The organism is Lancefieldella parvula DNF00906, from assembly GCF_000758945.1.
In the GTDB taxonomy this organism is placed as follows: domain Bacteria; phylum Actinomycetota; class Coriobacteriia; order Coriobacteriales; family Atopobiaceae; genus Lancefieldella; species Lancefieldella parvula_C.
The window spans coordinates 17,692-42,893 of the sequence record NZ_JRND01000021.1; the positions used below are offsets into that span (position 1 = coordinate 17,692).

The 25,202-nt window shown below is 48.4% G+C and carries 22 protein-coding genes and 2 tRNA genes; 20 read left to right on the plus strand and 4 right to left on the minus strand.

Features of this window, described 5'->3' with window-relative positions:
• Nucleotides 1–421 precede the first annotated feature (421 nt).
• Nucleotides 422–2,089 (minus strand): glycoside hydrolase family 32 protein, encoded by a 1,668-nt coding sequence (locus HMPREF1647_RS04530; RefSeq protein ID WP_035432476.1) that lies wholly within the window; start codon nt 2,087–2,089, stop codon nt 422–424.
• A gap of 207 nt (nt 2,090–2,296) precedes the next feature.
• Between HMPREF1647_RS04530 and pepT the strand changes: the two genes are divergently transcribed.
• From pepT to nagB, 8 genes are all read left to right on the plus strand, one after another.
• Complete coding sequence (gene pepT / locus HMPREF1647_RS04535) at nt 2,297–3,559, plus strand: peptidase T (RefSeq protein ID WP_035432478.1); 1,263 nt, start codon at nt 2,297–2,299, stop codon at nt 3,557–3,559.
• A gap of 245 nt (nt 3,560–3,804) precedes the next feature.
• Complete coding sequence (locus HMPREF1647_RS04540; RefSeq protein ID WP_035432480.1) at nt 3,805–4,347, plus strand: hypothetical protein; 543 nt, start codon at nt 3,805–3,807, stop codon at nt 4,345–4,347.
• Nucleotides 4,348–4,469: 122 nt separating this feature from the next.
• Nucleotides 4,470–5,327 carry an HAD hydrolase family protein gene (locus HMPREF1647_RS04545; RefSeq protein ID WP_035428501.1) on the plus strand — a complete coding sequence of 286 codons (858 nt, stop codon included), beginning with the start codon at nt 4,470–4,472 and terminating at the stop codon, nt 5,325–5,327.
• A gap of 1 nt (nt 5,328) precedes the next feature.
• Nucleotides 5,329–6,126, plus strand: a complete 798-nt coding sequence (locus tag HMPREF1647_RS04550) for an HAD family hydrolase (protein WP_035432482.1) — start codon at nt 5,329–5,331, stop codon at nt 6,124–6,126.
• An 88-nt stretch (nt 6,127–6,214) separates the two neighbouring features.
• A tRNA-Val gene (locus HMPREF1647_RS04555) sits at nt 6,215–6,290 on the plus strand.
• Between the two features lie 50 nt (nt 6,291–6,340).
• Nucleotides 6,341–7,126, plus strand: coding sequence for a ribonuclease PH (gene rph, locus HMPREF1647_RS04560; RefSeq protein ID WP_081933321.1), 786 nt, complete (start codon nt 6,341–6,343; stop codon nt 7,124–7,126).
• Nucleotides 7,127–7,128: 2 nt separating this feature from the next.
• Entirely contained in the window at nt 7,129–7,779 is a 651-nt protein-coding gene (gene rdgB, locus HMPREF1647_RS04565; RefSeq protein WP_052039142.1) for an RdgB/HAM1 family non-canonical purine NTP pyrophosphatase, read from the plus strand.
• 328 nt (nt 7,780–8,107) lie between these two features.
• Nucleotides 8,108–8,842, plus strand: coding sequence for a glucosamine-6-phosphate deaminase (gene nagB / locus HMPREF1647_RS04570; RefSeq protein ID WP_035432484.1), 735 nt, complete (start codon nt 8,108–8,110; stop codon nt 8,840–8,842).
• A gap of 179 nt (nt 8,843–9,021) precedes the next feature.
• On the opposite strand, the gene HMPREF1647_RS04575 is transcribed toward nagB, so the two are convergent.
• Nucleotides 9,022–9,756, minus strand: a complete 735-nt coding sequence (locus HMPREF1647_RS04575) for a hypothetical protein (RefSeq protein WP_035432486.1) — start codon at nt 9,754–9,756, stop codon at nt 9,022–9,024.
• A gap of 347 nt (nt 9,757–10,103) precedes the next feature.
• Between HMPREF1647_RS04575 and HMPREF1647_RS04580 the strand changes: the two genes are divergently transcribed.
• The 8 genes from HMPREF1647_RS04580 (at nt 10,104) to HMPREF1647_RS04615 (ending at nt 18,596) form a co-directional block, all read left to right on the plus strand.
• Nucleotides 10,104–10,394: a Veg family protein gene (locus HMPREF1647_RS04580; protein ID WP_035432487.1), complete on the plus strand. Its 291-nt coding sequence runs from the start codon at nt 10,104–10,106 to the stop codon at nt 10,392–10,394.
• A 39-nt stretch (nt 10,395–10,433) separates the two neighbouring features.
• A complete protein-coding gene (locus HMPREF1647_RS04585) occupies nt 10,434–11,339 on the plus strand; it encodes a 4-(cytidine 5'-diphospho)-2-C-methyl-D-erythritol kinase (RefSeq protein WP_035432489.1) in 906 nt (301 codons plus the stop codon).
• A gap of 60 nt (nt 11,340–11,399) precedes the next feature.
• A tRNA-Pro gene (locus HMPREF1647_RS04590) sits at nt 11,400–11,476 on the plus strand.
• A gap of 702 nt (nt 11,477–12,178) precedes the next feature.
• Nucleotides 12,179–13,648 (plus strand): PTS ascorbate transporter subunit IIC, encoded by a 1,470-nt coding sequence (locus tag HMPREF1647_RS04595; protein ID WP_035432490.1) that lies wholly within the window; start codon nt 12,179–12,181, stop codon nt 13,646–13,648.
• Nucleotides 13,649–13,802: 154 nt separating this feature from the next.
• Nucleotides 13,803–14,087, plus strand: coding sequence for a PTS sugar transporter subunit IIB (locus tag HMPREF1647_RS04600; RefSeq protein ID WP_035428482.1), 285 nt, complete (start codon nt 13,803–13,805; stop codon nt 14,085–14,087).
• Between the two features lie 82 nt (nt 14,088–14,169).
• Complete coding sequence (locus HMPREF1647_RS04605; protein WP_035432492.1) at nt 14,170–14,991, plus strand: transketolase; 822 nt, start codon at nt 14,170–14,172, stop codon at nt 14,989–14,991.
• 1 nt (nt 14,992) lies between these two features.
• Nucleotides 14,993–15,934, plus strand: a complete 942-nt coding sequence (locus HMPREF1647_RS04610) for a transketolase family protein (RefSeq protein ID WP_035432494.1) — start codon at nt 14,993–14,995, stop codon at nt 15,932–15,934.
• Nucleotides 15,935–16,208: 274 nt separating this feature from the next.
• The gene (locus HMPREF1647_RS04615; RefSeq protein ID WP_222926891.1) at nt 16,209–18,596 is read left to right on the plus strand and encodes a hypothetical protein; all 2,388 of its coding nucleotides are present in this window, start codon (nt 16,209–16,211) and stop codon (nt 18,594–18,596) included.
• A gap of 249 nt (nt 18,597–18,845) precedes the next feature.
• On the opposite strand, the gene HMPREF1647_RS04620 is transcribed toward HMPREF1647_RS04615, so the two are convergent.
• Nucleotides 18,846–19,667: a hypothetical protein gene (locus HMPREF1647_RS04620; protein ID WP_035432497.1), complete on the minus strand. Its 822-nt coding sequence runs from the start codon at nt 19,665–19,667 to the stop codon at nt 18,846–18,848.
• Nucleotides 19,668–20,177: 510 nt separating this feature from the next.
• The gene (locus HMPREF1647_RS04625) at nt 20,178–21,125 is read right to left on the minus strand and encodes a 3-hydroxyacyl-CoA dehydrogenase (RefSeq protein WP_035432499.1); all 948 of its coding nucleotides are present in this window, start codon (nt 21,123–21,125) and stop codon (nt 20,178–20,180) included.
• Between the two features lie 269 nt (nt 21,126–21,394).
• On the opposite strand from HMPREF1647_RS04625, the gene HMPREF1647_RS04630 reads away from it, so the two are divergent.
• The 4 genes from HMPREF1647_RS04630 to HMPREF1647_RS04645 all read left to right on the plus strand — a co-directional run bounded on the left by HMPREF1647_RS04630 (nt 21,395) and on the right by HMPREF1647_RS04645 (nt 25,169).
• Nucleotides 21,395–21,691 (plus strand): hypothetical protein, encoded by a 297-nt coding sequence (locus tag HMPREF1647_RS04630; RefSeq protein WP_035432502.1) that lies wholly within the window; start codon nt 21,395–21,397, stop codon nt 21,689–21,691.
• A gap of 63 nt (nt 21,692–21,754) precedes the next feature.
• Complete coding sequence (locus tag HMPREF1647_RS04635) at nt 21,755–23,467, plus strand: DUF2075 domain-containing protein (protein WP_051479363.1); 1,713 nt, start codon at nt 21,755–21,757, stop codon at nt 23,465–23,467.
• Nucleotides 23,468–23,531: 64 nt separating this feature from the next.
• Nucleotides 23,532–24,683: an ImmA/IrrE family metallo-endopeptidase gene (locus HMPREF1647_RS04640; RefSeq protein WP_035432504.1), complete on the plus strand. Its 1,152-nt coding sequence runs from the start codon at nt 23,532–23,534 to the stop codon at nt 24,681–24,683.
• Nucleotides 24,684–25,169: a DUF4411 family protein gene (locus HMPREF1647_RS04645; RefSeq protein ID WP_035432506.1), complete on the plus strand. Its 486-nt coding sequence runs from the start codon at nt 24,684–24,686 to the stop codon at nt 25,167–25,169. It abuts the gene before it with no gap.
• Nucleotides 25,170–25,202: the final 33 nt, after the last annotated feature.

Sequence of the window (25,202 nt, forward strand, 5' to 3'; positions counted from 1 at the left end):
GCTGCGAAGTTGGCGCGCAACCAGCTACAAAGTTGTAATTTGCACGTTAATGAGCCCCAAACTTTAGTTTGGGGCTCATTTTTGGCGATTGTGGGCCCAAAAAGGTAAAAAATGCGTTTAGTTGGTGTATTCATTTTGAAAATGAGATGTTTTGACTCAATTAGTAAAAGAAATAGTTAAAACTTTTTTGCTTATCCTGGGCAAACGCTAATATAAAAAGTTGAACTAAATTCCTTCATTCCCAACTAAACGCATTTTTTACCGCCTGAAGTCCCAAAAACGGCAATTTTCCGAGTCCTGTGAAAATTTTGCTTATAAAACGTGTGAAATATGCAATTTCGTGCATAACCAGTAAATCAACGACAAATAGCCGGCGCTTCTATGGTGACGGAATCAAACTGTCGCCGGTAGTCTTACTAAGTTACTCGATTAGGCTGTATTCTCGTGAGCTAGCAGCAACAAAAGTGCTGCTCAACGTTAGCCGCTCAGATGCAGGGAACCAGCGTGTCGAGAAAACCGCACGTCCATCGTTCAGATAAATCTCCACGGTAGACCCATCAACAATAACGCGCAGGTCAAAAAGCTCCTTTAGCCTAATAGAGCGTTGAGTTCTGCCTGCAGCGGTGTCCTCGTCAATGAATTTCAGGGTAAAAGTGCCCTTGGAGTAAGAAAGCACAAGCGCGTCGTTGAGAGTAAGAGTTCCGTCTCCGGATATGTCCGTAATCTCAATATCTGCAGATAGTTGATCTATTTTGACGACAGCGTCGGCGACAAATTCCACACATTCTCGTCGCTTAGCATCAAGCTCTTTAACTGGATGTTGCAGGATAACACCATCATCAGACAACGAAAGTTCTCGGGGCAGAGTAAGGTTGTGGCAGAATTCAATGCCTTCAGGATAACTATGGTAAGTCGGATCGATGATGCCCATCCATCCAATCAAAATGGTTCGGCCAGAATCGTCGACGAACGTTTGAGGTGCGTAGAAGTCAAAACCATGATCCCAGAGCACAAAGCTATCGGTGAAAACAGTTTCGACATTGATAAGCCTTTGGCCCTCTGGAAGCGGAAAATAGCCCGACTGCCAGATGTTTTGCCACTTGTCGAGAGGCTCGCTTGAAGCACTTTCTTGCAAGTTAGCAGAATCGTTTAAGTGCGACCCCTTGGACGCACCGGCGCTTGGCTCCGTACCGGCGCTTGGCTCCGTACCGGCGCTTGGCTCCGTACCAGTGCCTTCTCTTAGCCCCTGCGGACACACAGACAGAAACTCCTGGCCATCTAGCTGCACCAAAAAAGGACATTCCCACATGTAGCCAAACGCCTCGCGCTGACCCAGGGCATTAGTCCCGCGTATAACCGAGTGGAGCGTCCACGACTCGCCACAATCATTTGAGTCGTAAATCAAAACCGCTCCCGAATCATGTCGTTCATCTGCGGTTCTTACGTTACCAGCTGCAGCATCTCTCTCGCGAGCGCCTAACAGCATGCGGAGAGCCCCGTCTTGCTCCCAAACCTTCGGGTCGCGCACGTTGTTTGTGCAGGTATCGGGGTAGTCGGCCGGCTTCAAAACAACGCACTTTGGCGAGAAATTCAGTCCATCTTCAGAGGTCACCATGACCTCATAGGCTTCTCGACCGACGTCAATGCCGTCGGCTTCTGGGTGTGTTTCGTCCATAACGTTGCCGGTGTAGAAGAGTCGCATGACCTCGCGGGCCGCTGCACTGCCGCGGGCGTCGTCGTTGCCGTCGCCGGCTGCCACAATGCCGCCGTGACCGCAGTCGCCGGCCGCCACACTGTCGTGACCACAGCCGCCTGCTGCGTCGTGTGTCTCAATCCAGGCCGAACCCGAAAACACACCGTCCTTATCGCAAGCTGCGTCTGGAGAAATCGCAATAGGTAGCGTCTCCCAAGAGAGCAAATCCTTGCTCACAGCATGTCCCCAGTAACGCAGCTCGTTGGCAGGCCACTCGGGAGTGTACTGGTAAAACGCGTGGTAGACGGACTTAAACTGACAAAGTCCGTTTGGGTCATTCATCCAACCCTGAGGTGGGAAGAGATGAAACTGTGGCGTCCAAGAGTCGTTTGTCATAGCGCTCCGCCTTTCGCATTTCTTGCAATTATTATGGCATGCGCGCGCAAAGTTCGTGCAGGTAGGTTTAATTCGTTTTGAGTTGCGGTACAGTAAATGCATACAACATCCAAGGCCGCCGGCTGCGACCCGCACCCGCGTGACCGCACGACCCGCGCTCGCACCACCCGCACCGCGCCGACCTTGCCCGAACCAGAGAGGATGCCTATGTCTGAAACCGCAACTAACCAGCTCCCCGATGTCGCCGAGCGCTTCATGCGCTACGTGCAGGTCGACTCCCAGTCCAACCCTGACAACGACACCGTCACCCCTTCAACGCCCGCTCAGCACGAGATGGCTCGCTACCTGGGCGAAGAGCTCAAGGTACTGGGCTGCACCGACGTCACCGTCGACGAGCACGCCTACGTCACCGGCACCTTCGCCGCATCCAAGGGCGCCGAGTCGGCTCCCGCGATGATGCTTTGCTCGCACCTGGACTCCGTCATCGACGCGCCCGCCTCGGGCATCAAGCCGCACGTCGTCCACTACGAGGGCGGTGATCTGGTCGCCGGCGTCGTTAACGGCAAGACCATCGCAACTACCCAGGAGCAGGTCCCTGACCTCAAGGATTTTGTGGGCATGGACATCATCTGCTCCGACGGCTCCACGCTGCTTTCTGCTGACGATAAGGCCGGTGTGGCCGAGATCTGCGCGCTACTCAAGCGTCTGGGCGACAACCCCGAGCTTGCGCACCCTACGCTCAAGATTGCGTTTGTTCCCGACGAGGAAATCGGTCACGGAGCAAGCCTGCTTGACCTGGACAAACTCGGCGCAGCGTACGGCTACACCGTCGACGGCGAGGCTCTCGGCGAGTTCAACTACGAATGCTTCAACGCCGCCCACGCTGACGTCTACTTCAAGGGTGTCATGGTGCACCCCGGCAGCGCCAAGGACGTCATGATCAACGCAATCACTGTGGCATCCGAGTTCCAGCAGATGGTCCCCGCTTTCGAGCGTCCTGAGCACACCGAGGGCTACGAAGGTTTCTACCACCCAATCGTCATCGAGGGCTCCGCGTCCGAGGTTAAGCTCAGCTACATCGTCCGCGACCACGACGCCCAGATTTTTGCCAACCGCCAGCAGGTCCTGCAGGATATCGCCGCGTTCTTGAACAAGCGCTATGGCGAGAATACCGTCCGCGTTGAGATTCACCAGGAGTATCGCAATATGGCCGAGAAGTTCGACGGCTACGAGTTCCTGATTGATTATGCGCTTGAGGCAAATCGTGAGGTCGGTATTGAGCCTAAGCCAGTTGCCGCTCGTGGCGGTACCGATGGTGCCCAGCTCACCTTCCGCGGACTGCCATGCCCCAACATTGCTACCGGTGGATATAACGCCCACTCCGTGCGTGAGTTTGTCCCCGTGCCAAGCCTTGAAGTTACCGTTGACCTTCTGGAGAAGCTCGTCGCCAAGTTTGCTGCCCGCAGCTAGCACCTGCGCTGACCGCGCTGCTCGCGCCGCGCGCTGTCCGCGAGTCGCGCCGCCGTGCCGCGCTCGCACTGCCCGCGACCCGCGCCGTCGCATCGCGTGCAACCGTTTGACGTGCTACTTTGCCATTCATAGCTAGATTTCTACCGTCTACGCTCCCGTTCACCCTTGTCAATAAATGGTGTGCGGGGGCGTAGCATAATTATGAAGGGTCATTGTTCTTTTTTCACGGAGTAAGGGAGGTCGCAATGCTCGCAGTGTTTTTTGGAATTGTTGTCGTTGCGGCACCCGTCGTAGCTGCGGTTTTAGAGCACTCGGGAAACGTTGGAATTTCTGAGCGTCGCCACAGCCATCACGATACCTACGTGACTCCCGCCGCGCTTACACGTTCGCTCATTATTGACATGGCATTTGTCAGTGCCATTGCAGTTATTCTCGGCTGGCTTTGCTACGTTAACGTGTTTACGCCAAATCCAGACATTGTTATGGCGTTTTTTGCGTCCTTCTCGGTTGTCATGTTTATGGCGTGGTACATCTTGAGTCGTTATAAGGTCTCGCTTTTTGATGACGAGATGGTTGTAGTGCCCTTTGTAGGCTCTGAAATTTCCATCAACTACCAGGACATTAAGCGCATGGAGTGGGTTGGCGGCCGTCGGGGCTCCGGGTTTAGAGATCTTCTAATTTTGACTTCGAATGCGTCAAAGGTGCGTCTCTCGGGTATGATTGGACTAGACCAAGTGTTGCTCAAGATTGATCGCTTTGACGTCTTGGCACATAGTTCAAATATGTAGAAGTACAAAGATGCAGCTTGGAGCTGTGTCAGCTTTAAGTCACATTGCTTACGTCAACTTGAAGCTGCGACGTACCATGCGTCCACACCAACCTGCGCAGCGTACAGCAACGGGGGACGTTTGTGATTAAGCTTGTTTTATCTGATATGGACAACACGCTGGTACCTTTTGGCAACAGACGCGTGTCGGACTTCACACGCAAGGCTATTCACACGCTCCTGGAAGAAACGGACATCGCGTTTGGCCCCTGTACCGGCCGAGATTACGTTGAGTTGATGCGTCTCTTCAGCCTCGACGAGGCGTGCATGCAAACAGGCGTCATGTCCACGGGCAAGCGCGTGCTGTATAAAGGCAAGACCATCTCGCTCTCCATCTTTGACCACAAAACGTTGCAGGGTGTCGCAGATGCTCTTGCTGACGAGAAGAACATGTTCTTGGTCTGCTATCCAGAGAAGACCAACCTCTTTAACCCGGCATATGTTGTCGGCCCGCTGGACAAAGACATTCTCGCCGATTACGAGCGCAAACTGGTGTTTGTCTCGGGCATTGTTGATCAAGTCCCGGACGACGTCGATTTTGTCGCCGCAACAATTGCGTGCCCAGGCACGGAGGAGGACATGGAGCGCTGTCGCCAAAAGGTGGCCGCAGCTTGTCCAGACGTGTACACCATGTCGGTTGTCCCTCAGTGGTTTGACGTGCTTCCCAAGGGTGTGTCCAAGCTGACTGGTTTTGAGACACTCCTGGAAAGAACAGGCATTTCTCCAGAAGAGGTGCTCGTTTTTGGAGATGGCGAGAATGACGTTGAGATTTTAAGTAAAGTTCCGCACTCGGTGGCGGTGGCAAACGCAATTCCAGAGGTCAAGCAGGTAGCAAGGCACCACGTAGGTGCATCTGCAGATGACGGCGTTGCGCATGCCTTGCTTGAGCTGGTACGCGCAACAAAAGCAGGGGAGACTCCCCGTTTTATGATGGAGAACTAGCATGATTAGACTCATTGCATCGGACATGGACGGTACGCTACTGGACCAGAACTCCGAGGTTCCGCCAGAGACATTTGAGCTTATCGAAGAGCTGTACAAGCACGGCGTTCACTTCGTGGCAAGTTCCGGTCGTCGTTACGATACACTGCGTTGGCTGTTTGAGCCGGTTGCAGATAAGATTGACTACGTGGCCTCTCTTGGCACGCAGGTCTATGTTGAGAACGAGGTCATCGACCGCGAGGTTTTCTCGTCAGCTTCTATTCGTAAGCTGTTTGAGTTGACGTCTGAGTTTGACTGCATTCATCTGGTTGTTTATGACCGCACGCATACGTATCTGTTGGACGATCAGAGTTCGTTTGTGCGTGAGCTGGATAAAGACCTGCCAAACGCCGAGCGCGTGTTTGATCCGCCTTCACCTGACGTTAGTATCATCAAGGCTGCTATTTGCTGCGATTCAAGGGCTCGCTCCATGGATATGGCTATGATTCTTGAGCGCGAGATGGGCGATAGGCTTTCGTTCATGCCTTCTGGAGAGACCTGGATTGACGTGGTGCCTCGTGGTGTGAACAAGGCTACGGGACTTGAGCAGATCCGCAGGTACTATGGCATTTCTCGTGACGAGATTGCCGTCTTTGGCGATTCTATGAACGATTACGCTATGCTGCGTTACGCCGGCACTGCGTACGTTATGGACAACGCTCGCTACGCGCTCAAGACGATTGCCTCCAAGGTTATTGCGCCTAACATCGAGCAGGGTGTCCAGAAAGAAATGCGTCGTATTCTGGAAGAGCTGGCGTAAGATTTGTGCAAAGGTCGTGCAATGAAGGTGCAGAATTCATAATTGCCGCCGAAGAATTGTGGAAGCTGTGATAAACTTCTACAGTCACGGGCGATTGGCGCAGCGGCTAGCGCAGGTGCTTTACACGCACAAGGCCGGGAGTTCAAATCTCTCATCGCCCACCATGGAACCTCACGCGGCGCCCTCGGGTGTCGCGTTTTTTCTTAGGAGTGCAATGAATAACCAGGTAGAAAACGCGTTTTCTGGCGAGAAGCCCGCGCAGACTGACACCGCCGCGCAGGTTGCGCGTTCGTCCGACCGCGCGTGGGACCAGATGCGCCCCGTCACCCTCGAGCGCAACGTTATGAAGAACGCAGACGGATCGTGCCTGGTCACGTTTGGCGACACGCGCGTCCTGTGCACCGCCACCGTCGAGGAAGGCGTTCCCGCGTGGCGACGCAGTTCTCGCGCGGGTTGGGTCACGGCTGAATATGCCATGCTACCTGCGTCGACTAACCGCCGCACCAAGCGAGAGCGCGCCAACCGCAAGGGTCGCTCCATGGAGATTGAGCGCCTGATCGGCCGCTCGCTGCGCTCCGTTGTTGACCTCAATCGCCTAGGCGAGTACACCATTACGCTGGACTGTGACGTTCTTCAGGCAGATGGCGGCACCAGAACCGCCAGTATCACGGGCGCTTGGGTGGCGCTTCACGACGCACTCTATTCACTTGTCGAGAAGGACCTCCTGCCCAGACTTCCTCTTACAGGTCAAGTAGCTGCGATTTCTATGGGATACGTAAACGGTCAGCCGCTGCTGGACCTTGACTATCCCGAGGATTCTCATGCGGACATTGACATGAACCTTGTGGGAACAGAAACTGGACAGATAATTGAAGTACAAGGAACAGGCGAGGGCGGTCCATTTGATCGCGGGCAACTCAACCAGCTGCTCGACCTTGGTCAAGCAGGCATCGCTCACCTTGTTGACCTGCAAAATCAAGTGACTGGATTTAGGGAGTAACCATGAGTCAAAACAGTGAAAATCAAGGTTCTAACGCTGTGACCTTTGATCCAAATACAACCGTGGTAGTTGCAACGGGCAACGCTCACAAACTTGTTGAGATTGAGGCTATCCTCTCTAAGGTAATGACTGGTATGAGCTTTGTAGCGCTTGGTCAGCTGGGCGATTTTCCTGATCCAGAGGAGAACGGTCAGACGTTCCGTGACAACGCTCTGATTAAGGCAATGGCCGCGCTTGACGAGGTAGATTGCGTAGCGGCTATTGCAGACGACTCCGGCATTTGTGTTGACGCTCTGGACGGAGCTCCTGGAATCTATTCTGCTCGTTATGCTGGCGAGCATGGCAATGATGCTGCAAACAATCAGAAACTGCTGGCAGAGCTTGCTGACGTTGCTGATGAGGACCGCACTGCTCGCTTCCACTCCACCATTGCTCTGGTCTACAGAGACGGATCTGTGCTGGTAGGAGAGGGTGACTGCGAGGGCGTTATTGGCCACGAGCCAAAGGGTCACAATGGCTTTGGCTACGACCCACTCTTCTGGCCAGAGGATGCTCCAGGTAAAACCATGGCAGAGCTTGAGCCTGACGAGAAGAACGCTATATCGCATCGTTTCCACGCTCTGCAGGATCTTTCCAAGCAGATTCTGGGATAGGCGACGTCGGCTCTGCGTCAGATTTGCGTCAGGGTCATGTCAGGTTTGCGTCAGATTCCTGACAGATAACTGCCGCTATGTCAGACTCACGTCAGAATCGCGACAGATTCCTGACAGATTCCAGACAGAAAACTACCGCCGCGTCAGACTTGCGTCGGCTTCACGTCAGAAACACGTCAGAATAGCGACAGAATAGCGACAAAAACACGCCATATAACAGGTCAAAACCGGTCAGCGAGATATTTGTTCTTCTCGCCGACCGGTTACTTTTTTGCTTGTTTCAAATGTTAAACTAAATATAACTGTGACTTCTGTCTTGGAGGAAAGCATGAGGATTGTTCGCACTCGCGATTACGAGGACATGAGCAGAAAAGCTGCAAATGTTATTTCTGCACAAATCATTTTGAAGCCAAATTGCGTTCTTGGCCTGGCAACTGGTTCAACGCCAATTGGCACCTATGCTCAGCTCGCTGATTGGTGCAAGAGGGGAGACCTGGACTTTTCGCAGGTTTCTACGTATAACCTTGACGAGTACCGCGGTCTTTCTCACGACGATCCTCAAAGCTATCACTATTTCATGCGCAAAAACCTCTTTGACCTGGTAAATATTGATCTTGAGAACACTCATGTGCCCGATGGCTCTAATCCTGACGTCGAGGCAGCTTGCGCCGAGTACGATAGGCTTGTTGCTAAGGCTGGCTATCCTGACCTGCAGCTTCTTGGTATTGGTCACAACGGTCACATTGGCTTCAACGAGCCTGACGACCATTTTTCCAAGGGTACGCACTGCGTTGACCTCACCGAGAGCACCATTCAGGCAAACAGCCGCTTGTTTGAGCGCATGGAGGACGTCCCTCGTCAGGCTTACACCATGGGCACGCAGACCATCATGTTCGCGCGCAGCATTCTGATTGTGGCTAGCGGCGAGGACAAGGCTAAGGCTGTTTACGACATGTGCTACGGCAACGTTTCGCCTCAGTGCCCAGCCTCTATCCTGCAGCTTCATACTAACTGCACCGTTATTGCTGACGAGGCCGCCCTCTCGCTCTGCCCAGCTGAGTAAAACTTGGTTGATCCAAAACATCCAAAAGGTATCCAAAGGGCATCTTAAAGGCGCCTTAAAAGCTTTAAATAGCATCTGCCGAGAAAACAAAACTCCCATTCAGGTGAATGGGAGTTTTTTCTTGCAGTTTATGATGTGTAAGCGTTGTACGCGGGTGTTTAACGACGCTCTGAAAATTATTAATAATCCTTGAAGTAACGACTGAGAGCAAAAAGGACCTGGTAGTTAAGGCCAAGCACATAGTCGCCGTTATTGGTATGAACCGTGCGAAGCGTAAACTCAAGATTGTCACCAATCGTGATTTTATCGCCATCTTTTTTGCCAACACGAGACATATCACCAGTTGAAAGTGGGAAAACTCTACCGGCTGGATTGACCGAAGTAACAAAGAATATAAAAGGCTCGACGGCGTTTTCACCAGGGTTAATGTGCAACTGTTTGAAAATCTGACTGTTTGTTGACACGTAGACTACTTCGTTTTTGTCGAGCAGCTTCTTCAGTTCAGGAAGAGTCGCTGCTACCCAAGGTAGATCATGATGAACAAAGGGATTGTCGCTCGCGAGCGACTGCGCGATAGGCGAGCCGTACTGATAGACATAAACCATCTTGTTGTAGAGCTCGTTGACGTCATTAACAGAGGTCTGAGCTGGTGCGGCTTGGTTAGCCTGGACAAGCTCGATAAGGTTCATGGAATTGAGCTGTTCAGATGAAGCGCCTTTGGACTGTGCTTCAGAAACAGTCAATCCACCAAATGCGAACGACCCTACGCTAAATACCAGGCAAAGCGCTGATAAAGCAACAAGAGCTTTAGATGATTTCTTTTTGGAAAGGAATGCGATTCCGATAGCAAGAGCAACAAAAATAAGCACGATATACCAGGTCTTACTGATGGCATATCCCAGAGTCTCAGTCATTGGGCCTCCTTGTGTTTTGAAGTTAGTTACTAATTTTATCAGAGGACCCCTATTTGTCATAAATTTGTTGGGGTTCTGACGCGCTGTCGTTGCAAGTCCGATGCCAACCTGACGCAAATCTGCTGTGAACCTGACACGATCTTCTCGCGATCTTGACGCAAACCTGACGCGAATCAGACAGCACGACTGATGTTGTTCCCGTGACATTTGTCGTAAAACCTTGAGATTTCATTTTTTACAACGTATAGTGGAGTTTCGGAAATTCTGACTATTGTTTGTCGACCGGTACATATCTCCGACACATCAACGTGTCGCATCGCAAACGTACTGATTGACTTGGAGGATTGATGGAAAACGAGATTCCACCAGTTAATCGTGTAGACGAGATTCACGAGAAGCTCAGCGCACTTCAGGGTCAAAAACTCAAGGTCAAGGCTAACATGGGACGTTCTCGTATTGTTGAGCGCACAGGTACCCTGGTTATGGCCCATCCATCTCTTTTCATCGTTGAGGTTGGCGAGCGCCGCGGTCGCACTGCCCGTCAGTCCTACCAGTACGTTGACGTCCTGACCGGCACTGTTGAGCTTTTTGATTTTGAGACCGGTGAGCGTTTGTTTGACTTTGAGTTTGAAGAGTAGTTCAGAAGCGCACACATTACTTCGACTAGGCTCACACTCATGGCTGCCTCTTCGTCCAATTTTGGACGCCAAACCATTCAGATTCCTTGCAAGGTTAACCTTCACCTGGGCATTCATGCCCAGAAAGACCAGCGAGGATACCATAAAGTAGATTCACTCATGGTTCCCGTTGCGCTGTACGACACAGTTGTTGTCGATGACGCGCCGGAGCTTACGGTTACGCATGAGCCGCAGCTTTGCGTGTTGCCCGAGCGAACAACAACTTGGAAAGCCGCGGTTCTTCTTGCCAATAAGCTGGGCATTTCTCCAGATGTTTCCATTGACGTGCAAGTGCACATTCCTGAGAAGGCCGGTCTGGGTGGATCGTCTGCCGATGCTGCCGCAACGCTCTATCTACTTGCTCAGCGTTGGGGCATTGACCCACTAGATCCGCTGGTAGTTGAGGTAGCCAAGGCTGTCGGAGCAGACGTTGCGTTCTTCTTAGACCCACGGCCATCGCTTATGCTTGGCGCCGGGGATACGCTGGTAGAAACCTATACGTCTACTGTTGACGCTCCGCTTACCATTGTTTTACCAGCAGAAACTGGCGTTGTTACCAAGGAAGCTTACGACCAGTTTGATGCGTCTCCAGTTGCTCCGGAGTCTTACGAGCAACTATCTGCACTTCTTCGCGCTGCTGGCCAGGTCGTTTCAGACAACCAGCTTATCCAGCAGGTGGCAAAACTTCTCTTCAATAATCTTGCTCCTGCAGCAAAGTCACTAAAGCCACAGGTGGCCGAGGTAGAGGAGTGGCTGAAGGCACAACCTGGCGTTCTTGGTGCTCAGGTTTCTGGCTCTGGTAGCAGCTCGTTTGCACTTTGCGAATCCCAAGAAGCTGCCGATGCAATTGCCGCTGCAGCTCAAGCAAAAGGTTGGCGAGGCTTCTCCACTACCTGCAAGTTGTAGTGGTAACATAGAGCGGCAAATGTTTGACGGTTTTATCCCGTTGGACAAGGCAAAACATAACGGGTTGTGGCTCAGCTTGGTAGAGCGCTCGGTTCGGGACCGAGAGGTCGCTGGTTCAAATCCAGTCAACCCGACCATTTTTCCTCCTAAATCGTGAATCCACACCGTTTTTTGCCGTGAAATAGGCGCTTTTGCTGTCAAAGTGGTAAAAAATGCGTTTAGTTGGAATATACAAAATCAAACGAATTCTATGCAGAGCATCTACCAGCGTAAATCCGCGGGCAAATTTGATTGAAACTTTTATAAGAAAACTCAACTGGGCAAACGTAAGTGCCAAAACGTCGAGTTAGAAAATTAATTTCCAACTAAACGGATTTTTTACCCAAATTAGACACCGCTTTCCAATACATCAATTTCTTGATTAGTTTTCGTGCATATCAGAGACTGTTTATACGGTTTCTGATACAAGTGATAAGTGGCTATTTCCAAAATCTACGAAGACGGCCAATAGCGTACAGCAGGATCGTTTTTGAACTCCCTACCTCCATCATATGAATAATATGAATGTTTTGAACGTTTGACCTTAGCAAAACATAAATAATTTTGCACAAAATAAACACAAATGGATTACAATCAGTTAAAAGCGCCGGGCTCGTACCGTCGTGCTGCAGGACCGCACGTGCACCAGGCTCGTACTGTCGTGCTGCAGGACCGCACGTACACCGGGTTCGTACCATCGTGCTGCAGGACCGCACGAACTCGCAGTTTGTTGTGTCAGTTTGTTATGTCAGTTTGTTATGTCAGTTTATTGTATTGCGTTTTGTTGAAAGGGGTTTTGTATGCCTGTTGTTGAGTTTTTTGTAAACGTGTTATCAACACCAGCTATCCTAGTTGGCCTTGTTGCCCTGCTAGGTTTGGCGCTTCAGGGAAAGCCAATTGAGGATCTCATCAGAGGCACTCTCAAGACCATCGTTGGCTTCCTCGTTCTTTCTGCGGGCGCAGGTTTCTTGCAGACCGGTTCCCTCCTGGCCTTTGGCGAAATCTTCAACTTTGCCTTTGACATGCAGGGCGTCGTCCCAAACAACGAGGCTGTCGTCTCGCTGGCACTTGGCGAGTTTGGTCAAGCAACCGCAATCATCATGTGCATCGGCATGGTCCTGAACATTGTCCTCGCACGTTTTTCTCGCTTTAACTACATCTTCCTCACCGGCCACCACACTCTCTACATGGCAGCTATGCTCGCCATCATCCTGCACGTCGGCGGCCTTTCCGGTTGGATGCTCTACATCTCCGGCGCATGCCTGCTTGCTCTGATTATGGTTCTGTCTCCTGCATACTGCCAGCCAACCATGCGCAAGGTTACCGGCAGCGATTCCGTTGCACTTGGCCACTTCGGCGGTGCTGGTTACTGGCTTGCTGGTATGGTCGGTAAGCTCTTTGCTTCCGATCGCGAGAATAGCACCGAGAATATCAAGTTCTCCAAGCGCCTCATCTTCCTGCGCGACAATACCGTTTCCATTGGTCTGACCATGATCGTCATGTTCTTGGTTATCACCGGCGTTGCTGTTAGCCGCGGCCTTCTAACCCTGGTACCTGCAGGAACTACTGCTGCAGAGTTTGCTTCTAACCCACAGTATGCGGGCCTTCAACACCTCGGCGACCTGCTGAACATTGGTACCGAGACCACCACTAACTGGATTGTCTGGGCATTTACCCGCGGCCTCTCCTTCGCTGGCGGCGTTTACATCATTCTGTCCGGTGTCCGTCTGATCATTGGCGAGATTGTTCCTGCATTCAAGGGCATTGCTCAGAAGCTTGTCCCTGGTGCAAAGCCTGCAATTGACTGCCCAATCGCATTCACCTATGCTCCAAACGCCGTCATCATCGGCTTCCTGAGTTCCTTCGTCGGCGGCATCCTTGGCCTGCTTATCCTGGGTGTTATTAACGCACAGGTCGCAGCCGTTGCCCTAATTCTCCCAGGCGTTGTTCCTCACTTCTTCTGCGGCGCAACCGCAGGTGTCTTTGGTAACGCAGAGGGCGGCATCAAGGGCTGCATTGCTGGCTCTTTTGTCCACGGCCTGCTCATTACCTTCTTGCCTGCACTGTGCATGCCAGTCTTTACTCTCATGGGCTTCACCTCCGCTACCTTCTCCGACGCTGACTTCTCCATCATGGCGCTGATCTTTGGTAACGTTGCTCTGAACGTCCAGGGTGCAGTTCTCACGGGCATCTGCGTTGTCTGCTTCTGCCTCCCAATTCTCTTCAATCTTGTTGCTCCTAAGAAGGCAGAAGAGAAGAAGGCCGAGTAGCATCCGCTCACAGAATTGCAGATAAACATCGCAGTTGCTGCAGAAAATGCGAGTAGAATCTAAGTATCTAGGTCGGGCTTCGTCCTTGGATGGGGCCCGACTTTTTAACCCACGTAACCCACATATCACACGTGGTGAATTGAAAGGGGCTTTTATGGCTATCCAGAAGATCCTTTGTTGTTGCGGAAGTGGACTTGGCTCCAGCCTTATGGTTGAGATGCAGATCCAGGACGTCCTGAATGAGCTGGGCGTGAGCGGCGTCGAGGTTGAGCACTCAACCGTTTCCGACGTTACTCCTGGCGCAGCTGACCTCTTTATTGTTGCTCGCGACCTTGAGGATTTTATCGCCGGCATTCCAGAAGACGAGAAGATCGTTCTCTCCAACATCCTTGATAAGGATGAAATGAAGGAAAAGCTTACCGAGAAGTTCGGTCTGTAAGCGCTGACTCGCACGCAGCTCCGGCTCGCGCGTGGTGCCGACCTGCTGCGGTTCTCGCACGTAGTACGTGAAAGGAAATTACATGGACGTCGACCTTAAACAGGTTGCTCGTGAGGTGCGTAAAAGCATCCTCACGCAGGTCTTTACGGCCAAATCCGGCCATCCCGGTGGCTCGCTTTCTGCAACAGAAATCCTGACCTATCTCTACTTCAAGGAGATGCACGTAGATCCTACCAAGCCTAACTGCCCCTGCAGGGATCGCTTTGTGCTCTCAAAGGGTCACGTTACTCCAGCGCTTTACGGCGTTTTAGCTGAGCGCGGCTTCTTCCCCAAGGAGGAGCTTAAGACTTTCCGCGCGCTCAACTCGCGCCTTCAGGGTCACCCAAACATGAACGATACTCCTGGCGTTGACATGAGCACCGGCTCCCTGGGCCAGGGTGTTTCTACCGCTGTTGGTATGGCGCTTGCTGGCAAGAAGTTCAACAAGGACTACCGCGTTTATGCGCTTCTGGGCGACGGCGAAATCGAAGAGGGCCAGGTCTGGGAGGCTGCCATGTTTGCGGGTAACCACCAGCTTGATAACCTCACGCTTATTGTTGACAACAATAACCTGCAGCTTGATGGCTCGCTTGATCAGATCAACACACCAAACCCAATTGACGAGAAGTTCAAGGCGTTCAAATTCCACGTTATTGATGTAGCTGATGGACACGACTTTGACCAGCTTGCTGCTGCATTTGCCGAAGCTCGTACCGTTAAGGGTCAGCCAACCGTTATCATTGCCCACACCGTAAAGGGCAAGGGCGTCTCTTTCATGGAGAACCAGGTAGGCTGGCACGGCAAGGCTCCTAACCAGGAGCAATACGAGCAGGCACTTAAAGAGCTTGAGGGAGAGGTGGCATAACATGGCAGATGTACAGAAAATTGCCACCAGAGAGGCTTACGGAAAAGCCCTGGTAGAGCTTGGTAAAGAGCACGACGATCTTCTCGTCTTTGATGCTGACTTGGCAGAGGCAACTCGTTCCGGCAAGTACGGCGAGGAGTATCCTGAGCGCTTCGTGGACTGCGGAATTGCTGAGGCCAATATGATTGGCATGGCAGCTGGTGTTGCAGCTACGGGTCACAAGGTCTTTGCAACTTCGTTTGCAATGTTTACGTCTGGTCGTGCGTTTGAACAGATCAGAAACTCGGTAGGTTACCCTCACCTAAACGTCAAGATTGGCGCTACCCACGGAGGCCTCTCGGTAGGAGAGGACGGCGCTACTCACCAGTGCAATGAAGATATTGCTGTTATGCGCACCATTCCTGGCATGACGGTCATTATTCCATCCGACGCTGTTGAGGCTGAGGCCGCTGTTAAGGCCGCTTACGACCATGACGGTCCTGTTTATATGCGCTTTGGCCGCCTCCCTGTTCCTGTTTTCAACACCAATCCTGACTACCACTTCGAACTTGGCAAGGGTATTGTCCTCAAGGAGGGTACTGACGTTACGCTGGTAGCTTGTGGCCTTATGGTTCCTGTGGCTCTTGAGGTTGCCGAGCAGCTGGCAGCTGAGGGTGTCAACGCCGAGGTTATCAACATTCACACCATCAAGCCTTTGGATACCGAGCTGATTACTGCTTCCGCAGCAAAGACCGGCAAGGTTGTGACTATCGAGGAGCACTCCGTTATCGGCGGCCTGGGCAGTGCAGTCTGCCAGGCACTTTCCGAGAACGCTCCTGTTCCCGTTAAGGTTATCGGTGTTCAGGACACCTATGGCGAGTCCGGACCAGCGCTTCAGGTTCTTGCTAAGTACGGCCTGGATACTCCAAGCGTCCTCTCATCCGTTAAGGATTTCTTGAAGTAAGCGCTTCGAGCTCCAGTGGATTTCCGCGCCCCGGAGCACGGCACCGCGCCCGTCGCGTGTCAGCACGTCTCAACAGTGCACGTTACCGTCGCACAAACAAAGCCCTTCTCGTCATCTGGCGAGAAGGGCTTTTTGCATGCAAGTTTATTAATCTGTTAGTAAATCAACTGTAGATAAGTATTCCTGAGTATTAATATAAAAAGAAATCGATTTAGTTTATTTTGCTTTGCAGTGTTGATTTGGTTTAATTCTTTATCAATTAAGGATGGTACTAATGGACGCTAATGTTGATAATCCAATCGTTCTTTATAATATCGTAACTCCAAATCAGCGATTATTACCTGCTCCATCAAGCTTAAGAACGAATTTAGTTTCTAAGGAAGATACACCTGCTGTACCAGAACGACTTTGTGAACAAATTGAATGGGAGTCGCACGTAAATGAGGCAGATAAACTTGACTATATAGTTGCTGTTTCAAGTGGAGTAATTGCTGGAGTAATAGACGTTGTATTTACAGGCAAGTTTTCTCTTGAACGTGCAAGTGAATGGGGCACAAAGCAGGTTAATAATTTTGTACTGAAGATTGCTCAAGTCGATGGTTATAAAGGAGATAACTTAAAAGAAGCAATAGCTTATTTAGAAAATAATCATCCTCTGGCTGCCGATGGAAATATAAATGATTTCGGAGGCGGACGTCAACATCACTTTCGTGATTTTTCTCATCACTTTAGCATCGGTGGATGTGCTGCTTCTATTTTTACTCAATTTACTGAGTTATCAATTGGAACTGACACTAAAGGAAACTTATTAGTCGTCCCTATTCCAGAATCTCATAAGAAATATATTGGAAAAAACATTCAGGAGAAAATTGTATTTGGTGTTATTGAATGGTTCTTCCATATGGTTAGTGACATGGCTGGTTCTAGTGGAACGTTTGGTAAAGGAACGGGAATCCCTGGTCCTATAGTTTCTCTAATAAAAGAGCTATCAGCACTACCATTTTTCAAAGATTCAGCAAATGATGAGGGTAATTTTAGACAATTTATATCCAAGTTGTTTAATGGAACATATTTGGCTAAGAGAGATGCACTTGGCAAAATTATTAAGGGTACAGAAGCTCCATTTGATTTAAGAATGGAGATTGGTTTCCTTGGCGAAATTGCAAGGCAAGCAATTCCAGTAATTATTAATCAATGTGTTGTAAGAGGATTTTATTTTTGTCGAAGACTGACAATGGAAATCAAAGATCTTAATATCCAAAGTATCCGCGATTTGAGTCGAATAGCTCCAGAAGATATTCTTCCATGGAATACACCTGCAGTTTTACGCATGATTACTGTATCGAGCGCAGTATTTACAGGAATCGATATAGTAGCCGCTGGAGTAATGGCTGCTCCCAGGGAGAAAACCGCAGAAGAGTTCTTTTTGCGTATAAATTACGTGGGTATAGCGGTTTTTGTAATAGCATGCAGAAATGATTTTATAGCTATACAAAATACTAGGAAATTAGAGCGAGGAGAATCCGCTGAAGATAGGTATGAACTCGATGTCTCAAAATTGAGTTGTTTAAAATTAGATGATGCGAAAGCTCAAATTCTTTATTCGCTTATCAGACAAATTGTTCTCTATGATATTGAAAAAGAAAAGCATGATAAAAGGGCTGCTAAAAAACTTGAATGGTTGAATGAGTGGACCAATAAGTTCACAGAGATGATGCAATTTTCCTATCAAGTTGATACAGATTATTTAATGGACGAAGCAACTCTTTATGATTCTCTTAAGAGTTCGATCGACGATTCTAATGACTCATCTTGGGTTTTCTTAATAGCTTTGGAAGCAATGATGTTTAAGCCATATTTTGCTTTGCATGATAAAAATGACAAGGATTATAAGGGCTTAACTATCCAGTCTGATTATCTAACAGAAGTGTTTTGCAAAAGACAGAATGTTGTTACCAGTGATGATTTAGAACAGCTAAGGACCTATATAGATCACGCACAGAAAGTATTAGATAAAACTTTCGGTAAACATATGGCTATTGCGGCTGGCACTCTAGCGATTGTAGTCTTAAGTGGCGGTATAGCATTTTATGCAGCTCCAGCCATCGCACCAATAATTGCTGGCGTATTAGGTGCAGAAATTGCCGCGTTGTCGGGAGCTGCGCTTACAAGCGCTAGTTTGGCTTTCCTAGGAGGTGGCGCACTTGCTGTTGGTGGTGCTGGTATGGCCGGTGGGGCTATGGTCATTGCTGGCGGCGGAGTTTTACTTGGAGCTGTTGGAAGTGTCGGAGCGGCAACAGCTGTAACAATGGCTTTTGCAACGAACGGTGGGTACGTTCTAAATGAATGCACAAAATTAATCGCTTTTAGCGAAGAAGTGCTTCTTAAAAGATATAACGACACTTCTGCAGTAAGTGACATCATTGATTCGCTTAATTATCAGATTGTACGTCTAGAATCAGATATAGAATCTTTGGGCAATGAGTCGGCTGATGAAAAGAAAAAAGATTCAGAAACTAAAAAAGATGAGATTAGTCCTCGTCAGATGTTAAAAATACAAAAGAAATGCCATAAATATTTAGTAAGAACTCGAGACGAACTTTTAAAAGCTCTTGAGAAAAGACAGAACGAACAGAACAAGAAATCTAAAGACAATCAATAAGTGATAGATCTTGTTTATAAAAATTATCAGTAAATAAAGACAAGGCCCTTCTCGTCATTTGGCGAGAAGGGCTTTAGAATCACAGCGGACTTCAAGGTTTGACCATCCCCAATAATCTGCCGAACAAGTACAAATTGATGGCCCACTAGATGACAGATACGTTGGTCTTCTCACAGACGGTTCCAATGGAGCATACGGCTATTTGGGCGTTGGCCTAGCGAAGAAACCAAGAGGGCAGCATGACAAGCTCTAGCTGAATTCATCTACTGAGTTGTCAGATGCTTCGTGGCTGGGGCCACGCATAAGATACGCGGCCCCAGCCACTGCGGCATAAAGTGCCCAAGCGCCTACGCAGAAGAGCAGGTTTCCCAGCCAGTCCCCAACGAAAATCTCGTGTGTGTCAGTACTGCGATAGAACGAGTTCGTGACAGCAAGTAGTAATGCTGCTGCCCCGCTTGACAAGAGTCGTGTCCACAGTGCTCTCACTCTCCGTTGTGGCCATCGTTGTGGCGGGTCAACAATCAAAAGAACCAGGCCGGTGAGAAACGCTCCATAAAGTGGAAATACCATCAAAAGAGTGCCAGCTGCGGCGAGCCCCGTGGCGGGGATATAGAAAATCCCGAAGAAGATTCCAATCCATGTCGTGTACGTACGGATCGCATCCCTGTTCGTGAAAGTAGGCGTGGCAAATCGGGCTGAGCTCCTCATGAGCATCCGTCCTGCCATGACCGTGAAGGCAATCCAGCCGAGACCGAGAGATAGGAGCGTCTCACTCCAATGTTGAGATCCATACTGGGTGGAAGCAACTGCATCAAAAGCGACTAACGCGATGGCCGCAACCCCTGTACCCAATACGCGGATCAGTAATGCTCGACAGAGCGGCGTCTCCCATGTTGATGGCCTATCAATGATAAAAAATAGCAGTCCTGCTAGAGGGGCAAGCCACAATGGGGTGCTCACCGGGGCGACTCCACCGATGAAGAGCAGGGAACCGGGCACTATCGCAAAGCCGAGGATGAGCCCTACCCAATACGTGTAGGTCCGAACGAATAGTTTTAAAGACTCAACCACTCACACCTCCCATAAACTTCAGCACCGAAACTATAACGATTCTACAGCGGGGAGGCGACTCATGGCCAGACACACTTCAAACCCCGACACACTTCAAAACCCGCCTGAAATGTGCAAAGAATCTGTATTTGAGCCACCGATTCTTTTGCAAAATCAGGCAAATCCACAGATTCTTTAACGTTTTCAGGCAGAATTTACAGATTCTTTGATGAAATCAGGCACGTTCTAACTAGGGTGCTGTCTCCAAATTTTGCAAGCCTGAAAACCCTACCATGTCTGAGTAAATTCGCTCAGACTTGGCGAGAAAAACCGGCAAATAGCTCAGACATGGTGCGCTTTTCAGGCAAATCGTTCAGACTTGGCGAGAAAATCAGGCTTGCAGTAGGCTCACACTCAGTGCTCCCGCCACCTGGCGAGAAACCCCGTCCACTAGCAGCGCTTTCGCACAAGAAACCCGGCATCCACACGAAATGGATGCCGGGTAGAAATCGCTTGCAACCTGTACGAGCCTTACTTGTACTCGTAGAAGCCCTTACCAGCAGCAACGCCGGTCTCGCCCTTGTCAATCTTCTCTTTGAGCTGGGCAACAATGCGACCCTGTACGGACTCGGGATCCTTCGCTGCAGGGTTCATGACAGCAACGTTATATGCGGTGACCAGGCCAATGATGTCCAAAATCTGGAACGGACCCTTTGGCGAACCGGTGCCAATGCGCCAAGCCCTGTCGATGTCCTCGACGTCGCCGACGCCGTTAGCCCAGAGCTGTTCAGCGGAGACCAGAAGAGGTACCAGCATAGAGTTCAGCAGGTAACCAGGCTGCTCCTTCAGAACCTTGACCGGAATCATACGGATGCTTGCCGCAAAAGCGACGACCATGTCAAAGTTCTCCTGAGCGGTGCCTGCGTGACCCATAACCTCGCCGATTGGGTTGCGCCAAATCTCGTTAGCAAAGTGGAGAGCCAGGTATTTCTCGGGACGACCAGTAGCTGCAGCGAACATGCTTGGAATCATGGTTGAGCTGTTAGTTGCCACAATAGTCTTCTCGGGCAGGTGCTTGGCCAGCTCGGTGTAGAACTCAATCTTCTGCTCTGGATTCTCAGCGACGGACTCGATAACAAAGTCAGCGTCACCAAAAGCCTCGTCCCAATCGGAAGTAAGCTTGAGGTTGCTGTATGCGCGCTCTACCTGCTCTTTAAGCTGGTCGAGCTTCTCTGGAGTAATCTCGTCCTGAGCAATGAGACCGTATGCGTACGCCTTAGGATCGCTCTTCATAGCCTCCAGGGTGTTCAGATACACCTCTCTGAGATGCTCAATCTTTGGACGAGCGCGCTCAATTGAAGCCTCGGACCTCAGCCAAATAGTGGTCTCGTAGCCGCGATAAGCGGTCTGGAATGCAATCTGGCTGCCCAAAACGCCGCCGCCAGCAACTACAACTTTCTTAACCTGTGAAATGTCCATAGGACGTTCCTTTCTACAATCGTGGCGAGAAGTACCGCGCGATTTATCTAACGTCCCTATACCCCAGAAATTCCCCGTCAAACATTCGTTCGGAAAATTTCCAACTTTCATTTAATTCCTACAAATCACCCCTTGGCGAGAAACCACATCTATCCCGCACCGTTCTTGGGTAGAATAGAGGCGTTCAAGCAACAGCCGGTTTTAGCGCAGTCCATTGGCTGCAACCCAATAAAACACCAGGTACAACGCCTGGATAGAATAGAGGCATCATGATCGACGGAACATACAAGATTCAAATGGATTCTCCCGTTGGAGCCAAAGAGGGTACCGCTGTTTTCATCACCTCTGGCGAGAAACTCACTGGTTCTCTGACTGCCATGGGTGTCCAGATTGATATTGAGAACGGCAAGGTTACCGACAACTCGTTTACCTTTGGCGGCAAGCTTGAGTCTTTTGTTGGTCCCGTTATCTTTGCCGTCGGTGGCTCTGTTGAGGGCGACACCATTCAAGGCATTGCCCACATTGCTAACCGAGACTTTGTGTTTACGGGCACAAGAGAGAGTTAAGGTAGTTGCATCATCCCTGTTAGCAGTACAATCAATTTGTTAACTTCTGGGTGGGGATGGAGTATGAAAGTAATCGATACAAAGTCAGATGCAGAGTCTCCTCAAGGAGCCCCGTTTTTTGTTGACCGGTGTCGATTTACTCCGACTCAAGGAATTGAAATCTCTTCTCTTCAATTGGATGATGATAAAGTTCAAAACTGGCCAATGGTTTATATTTTGGCTAACGATAATCCTCGCCAAAAAAGTGCTTATGTGGGTGAGACCACAAGTGTTAGTGAGCGTATGTCTCAGCATAGTAAAAACTCCGAAAAGGATTTATTTACCAGTGTAAATATTATTTTTAATCAAGAGTTTAACCAGTCAGTTATTAAGGATTATGAAAATCGTCTGATTGGTCTTATGGCTGCTGATGGAGTCTATAAGCTCACTAATAAAAACGAAGGTCATAGCAACTTAAATTACTTTTCTAAAGAAAAGTATGAATCAATGTTTGATGATCTTTGGGAAGAGCTCCGTAGGATGGAGTTAGCAGATAAGACTATCAGCGAAATTGAAGAATCGGAAGTATTTAAATACTCTCCTTACAAAAGCTTGTCGGTTGATCAGCGAGTTGCTCTTAATAAAATTTATTCTGCAATTGAATCTGACCTGTCAAAAGCCAAACCTATCGTTGTCCAAGGAATGCCTGGTACAGGTAAGACGATTCTTGCTATCTATCTATTAAAAGCTCTTCGTGATGACGAGAAGTTCAAAGACTTGAATATCAAAATTGTTGAACCTATGACCTCCTTAAGAGCAACTTTAAAGAAGTCGTTAAAGGGCGTTGGCGGACTCAATGCAAGGGATGTTATTGGACCCAATGACTTGGCAAATCCCAAATTTGGCTATAACCCCGAGGTAGAGAAACCATTTGATATTCTGCTCATTGATGAGTCACATCGTTTAACGGCACGTCGAGGGATTACTGCTTTTGGCAGCTATGATGAAGTAAATAAAAAGCTTGGTTTGCCAAAAGAATCCACACAGTTAGATTGGGCATTAAAGCTCACTAAACTTCCAATCTTCTTTTACGATGCATCACAGTCAATTAAGCCTGCGGATATCGACCCTAACTCGTTTGAAGAAAAACTTGGAGATGCCCTTAGGCATCCTATTAGACTAGAAAACCAAATGAGAGTTCAAGGTGGAGCGGAATACCTGAATTACATTTCAGACATTCTGAATGATAAACACCCCGCGAGAAGAACATTTGATAACTATGAGTTTGTCCTTCATGACTCAATAGATGATTTCACAGATAGTTTTGAACAGAAATTATCAGAACATAATCTGACAAGAATGCTTGCTGGATATGCATGGGATTGGAAAACAAAAGGTAAACCAGTCGCTTCCCCTCTGAAAGATATTGTTATAGGAGACAAGTCGTTCAGATGGAATTCTATGCTTGCTAACTGGGTTGGTAATGGAGTGGCTAATCCGATATATGCTCAGGAAGTCGGATGTGTTCATACAGCCCAGGGGTATGATTTAAGCTACTCGTACGTAATTATTGGTCCAGATTTAAAGCTAGATCCGATAACCGGAAGACTAATTGGCGATAAAGACCACTACTTTGACAAAAAGGGTAAGGGTGGAGCAACTGCTGAGCAGCTAACCCAATACATCAAGAACATCTACTACGTTCTTCTTACTCGAGGCATCTACGGAACGCATGTGTATGTAGTGGATGATGCCTTGAGGGAATATTTAAAGTGTTATTGTTATATCATGAAATAATCTATAAATACATTCATTAGGGTGTTTATCATATTAGCTATTTCTTGAGGGAGGGGTGGTGTGAATGCAGAATCAACTAAATAAAGAAGTTTGTTTATGGGCTGCGAAGCGCAGTAATATAAACAAAGACGAGATAGTAAAAAAATTTCCTAAATTTGATCAGTGGTTCGAAGGCACTCATTCTCCCACAATTAATCAAATGAAGAGGTTTGCGGCACTCACGCATGTAAGCCTATCTGACTTGTTCTCTGATCAAATGCCTGACTTTAATTTACAGATTGCAGATTTTAGAACAGTAGATGATGTATCTACTGTCGAGCCCAGTCCTGAGCTATATGACACAATTAGTTTGATGAAAAGACGCCAAGAGTGGATGAAAGATTATTTCTCTCATGAGAAATATGAAGATGTTAATTTCGTAGGATCTTTTGCGGCACTCGAAATGGATAAAGAAAATATTAGTAGCTTATCTAGTAAGCTCCATTCTTTATTAAAGCTGGAAAACGACTGGGCAACAAAATTTAAAACGGTGGATGAAGCGTTTAAATTCTTAAAAGATAAGATAGAAAGTCTTGGCATTGCCGTTATTGTAAATGGAGTGGTAAAAGATAATACTTCTAGACCACTGAATGTAAGTGAATTTCGTGGTTTTGTTTTGGCAGATAAAAAAGCTCCGTTAATCTTCATTAATGGAAGAGATGCTAAAACTGCACAAATTTTTACACTAGTTCATGAGCTTGCACATTTAGCATATGCTCAAACAGGAGTTAGCAATCCTAATGACGAAGAAGAATCCGATAGTAATTCCATTGAAAAATTTTGTAATGGCGTCGCTGCAGAATTTTTAGTTCCTGCTGATTTAATTTTAAAGTATTGGAATGAGTCCAATACAAACATCTACAATAAAACTAAAATAATCGCCCAGCATCTTAAGGTCAATTTTATTGTAGTTGCACGTCGTATTCTTGATTTAGATTTAGTTAATCGTGAGAGTTTTTTTGAGCTGTATAAAAAATATAAATCTACGCTTAGCCCTATTAAAAAAACTAATAGTGGCGGAAATTACTACAGAACTAAGCAATATCGCTTAGGAAATGTTTTTTCCGATGCCATATGGTCTGCAGTTAATTCGGGTTTTATTAGTTATCGCGATGCGGCAGATTTGACATGCATGAATATAAATAGTTTCAATAAATTTTTTGAGAAGGTATCTTAGATGTCTACCGTATATCTTCTCGACTCAAATTATTGGATCTATGGAATGAAGGCTTATCCGCTTGACCTCTTTCCAAGTTTTTGGGATAAGATGGAGTCACATATTGTTAATAAGGATGTTGTAATTCATGAAACTGTTCTTGATGAAATTAGGCGTAAAGACGATGCTTTAAAAAAATGGTTTGACTCTTTAAAGTCATATAAGCCAATGAAAACATCTAAAAATATTTTGCCTGACTATTTAGAAATTATAGACTGGGCAAAAAATGCTGGGTATACAAAAGAAGCGATTGCGGAATTTGAGAATCAGTCTCGCGCAGATGCATGGCTGTGTGCTGAGGCTAAATTGAACAATTATGTTTTAGTTACAAATGAAGTAAGCAGTAACTCAAAGAATAAAATTAAAATCCCTAATGTCTGTGATCAATTTAATATTGATTGTATTGATAATTTTGAATTTATGAGAAATTTTAATTTTATATTTTAAATTGATGACCTTATCACCTTTCTCCACCCACCG

Coding starts and splice junctions, on each gene's coding strand:
- HMPREF1647_RS04530 (WP_035432476.1), bottom strand. CDS start 2,089: ATGACAAACGACTCTTGGACGCCACAGTTTCATCTCTTCCCACCTCAG.
- pepT (WP_035432478.1), top strand. CDS start 2,297: ATGTCTGAAACCGCAACTAACCAGCTCCCCGATGTCGCCGAGCGCTTC.
- HMPREF1647_RS04540 (WP_035432480.1), top strand. CDS start 3,805: ATGCTCGCAGTGTTTTTTGGAATTGTTGTCGTTGCGGCACCCGTCGTA.
- HMPREF1647_RS04550 (WP_035432482.1), top strand. CDS start 5,329: ATGATTAGACTCATTGCATCGGACATGGACGGTACGCTACTGGACCAG.
- rph (WP_081933321.1), top strand. CDS start 6,341: ATGAATAACCAGGTAGAAAACGCGTTTTCTGGCGAGAAGCCCGCGCAG.
- rdgB (WP_052039142.1), top strand. CDS start 7,129: ATGAGTCAAAACAGTGAAAATCAAGGTTCTAACGCTGTGACCTTTGAT.
- nagB (WP_035432484.1), top strand. CDS start 8,108: ATGAGGATTGTTCGCACTCGCGATTACGAGGACATGAGCAGAAAAGCT.
- HMPREF1647_RS04575 (WP_035432486.1), bottom strand. CDS start 9,756: ATGACTGAGACTCTGGGATATGCCATCAGTAAGACCTGGTATATCGTG.
- HMPREF1647_RS04580 (WP_035432487.1), top strand. CDS start 10,104: ATGGAAAACGAGATTCCACCAGTTAATCGTGTAGACGAGATTCACGAG.
- HMPREF1647_RS04585 (WP_035432489.1), top strand. CDS start 10,434: ATGGCTGCCTCTTCGTCCAATTTTGGACGCCAAACCATTCAGATTCCT.
- HMPREF1647_RS04595 (WP_035432490.1), top strand. CDS start 12,179: ATGCCTGTTGTTGAGTTTTTTGTAAACGTGTTATCAACACCAGCTATC.
- HMPREF1647_RS04600 (WP_035428482.1), top strand. CDS start 13,803: ATGGCTATCCAGAAGATCCTTTGTTGTTGCGGAAGTGGACTTGGCTCC.
- HMPREF1647_RS04605 (WP_035432492.1), top strand. CDS start 14,170: ATGGACGTCGACCTTAAACAGGTTGCTCGTGAGGTGCGTAAAAGCATC.
- HMPREF1647_RS04610 (WP_035432494.1), top strand. CDS start 14,993: ATGGCAGATGTACAGAAAATTGCCACCAGAGAGGCTTACGGAAAAGCC.
- HMPREF1647_RS04615 (WP_222926891.1), top strand. CDS start 16,209: ATGGACGCTAATGTTGATAATCCAATCGTTCTTTATAATATCGTAACT.
- HMPREF1647_RS04625 (WP_035432499.1), bottom strand. CDS start 21,125: ATGGACATTTCACAGGTTAAGAAAGTTGTAGTTGCTGGCGGCGGCGTT.
- HMPREF1647_RS04630 (WP_035432502.1), top strand. CDS start 21,395: ATGATCGACGGAACATACAAGATTCAAATGGATTCTCCCGTTGGAGCC.
- HMPREF1647_RS04635 (WP_051479363.1), top strand. CDS start 21,755: ATGAAAGTAATCGATACAAAGTCAGATGCAGAGTCTCCTCAAGGAGCC.
- HMPREF1647_RS04640 (WP_035432504.1), top strand. CDS start 23,532: ATGCAGAATCAACTAAATAAAGAAGTTTGTTTATGGGCTGCGAAGCGC.
- HMPREF1647_RS04645 (WP_035432506.1), top strand. CDS start 24,684: ATGTCTACCGTATATCTTCTCGACTCAAATTATTGGATCTATGGAATG.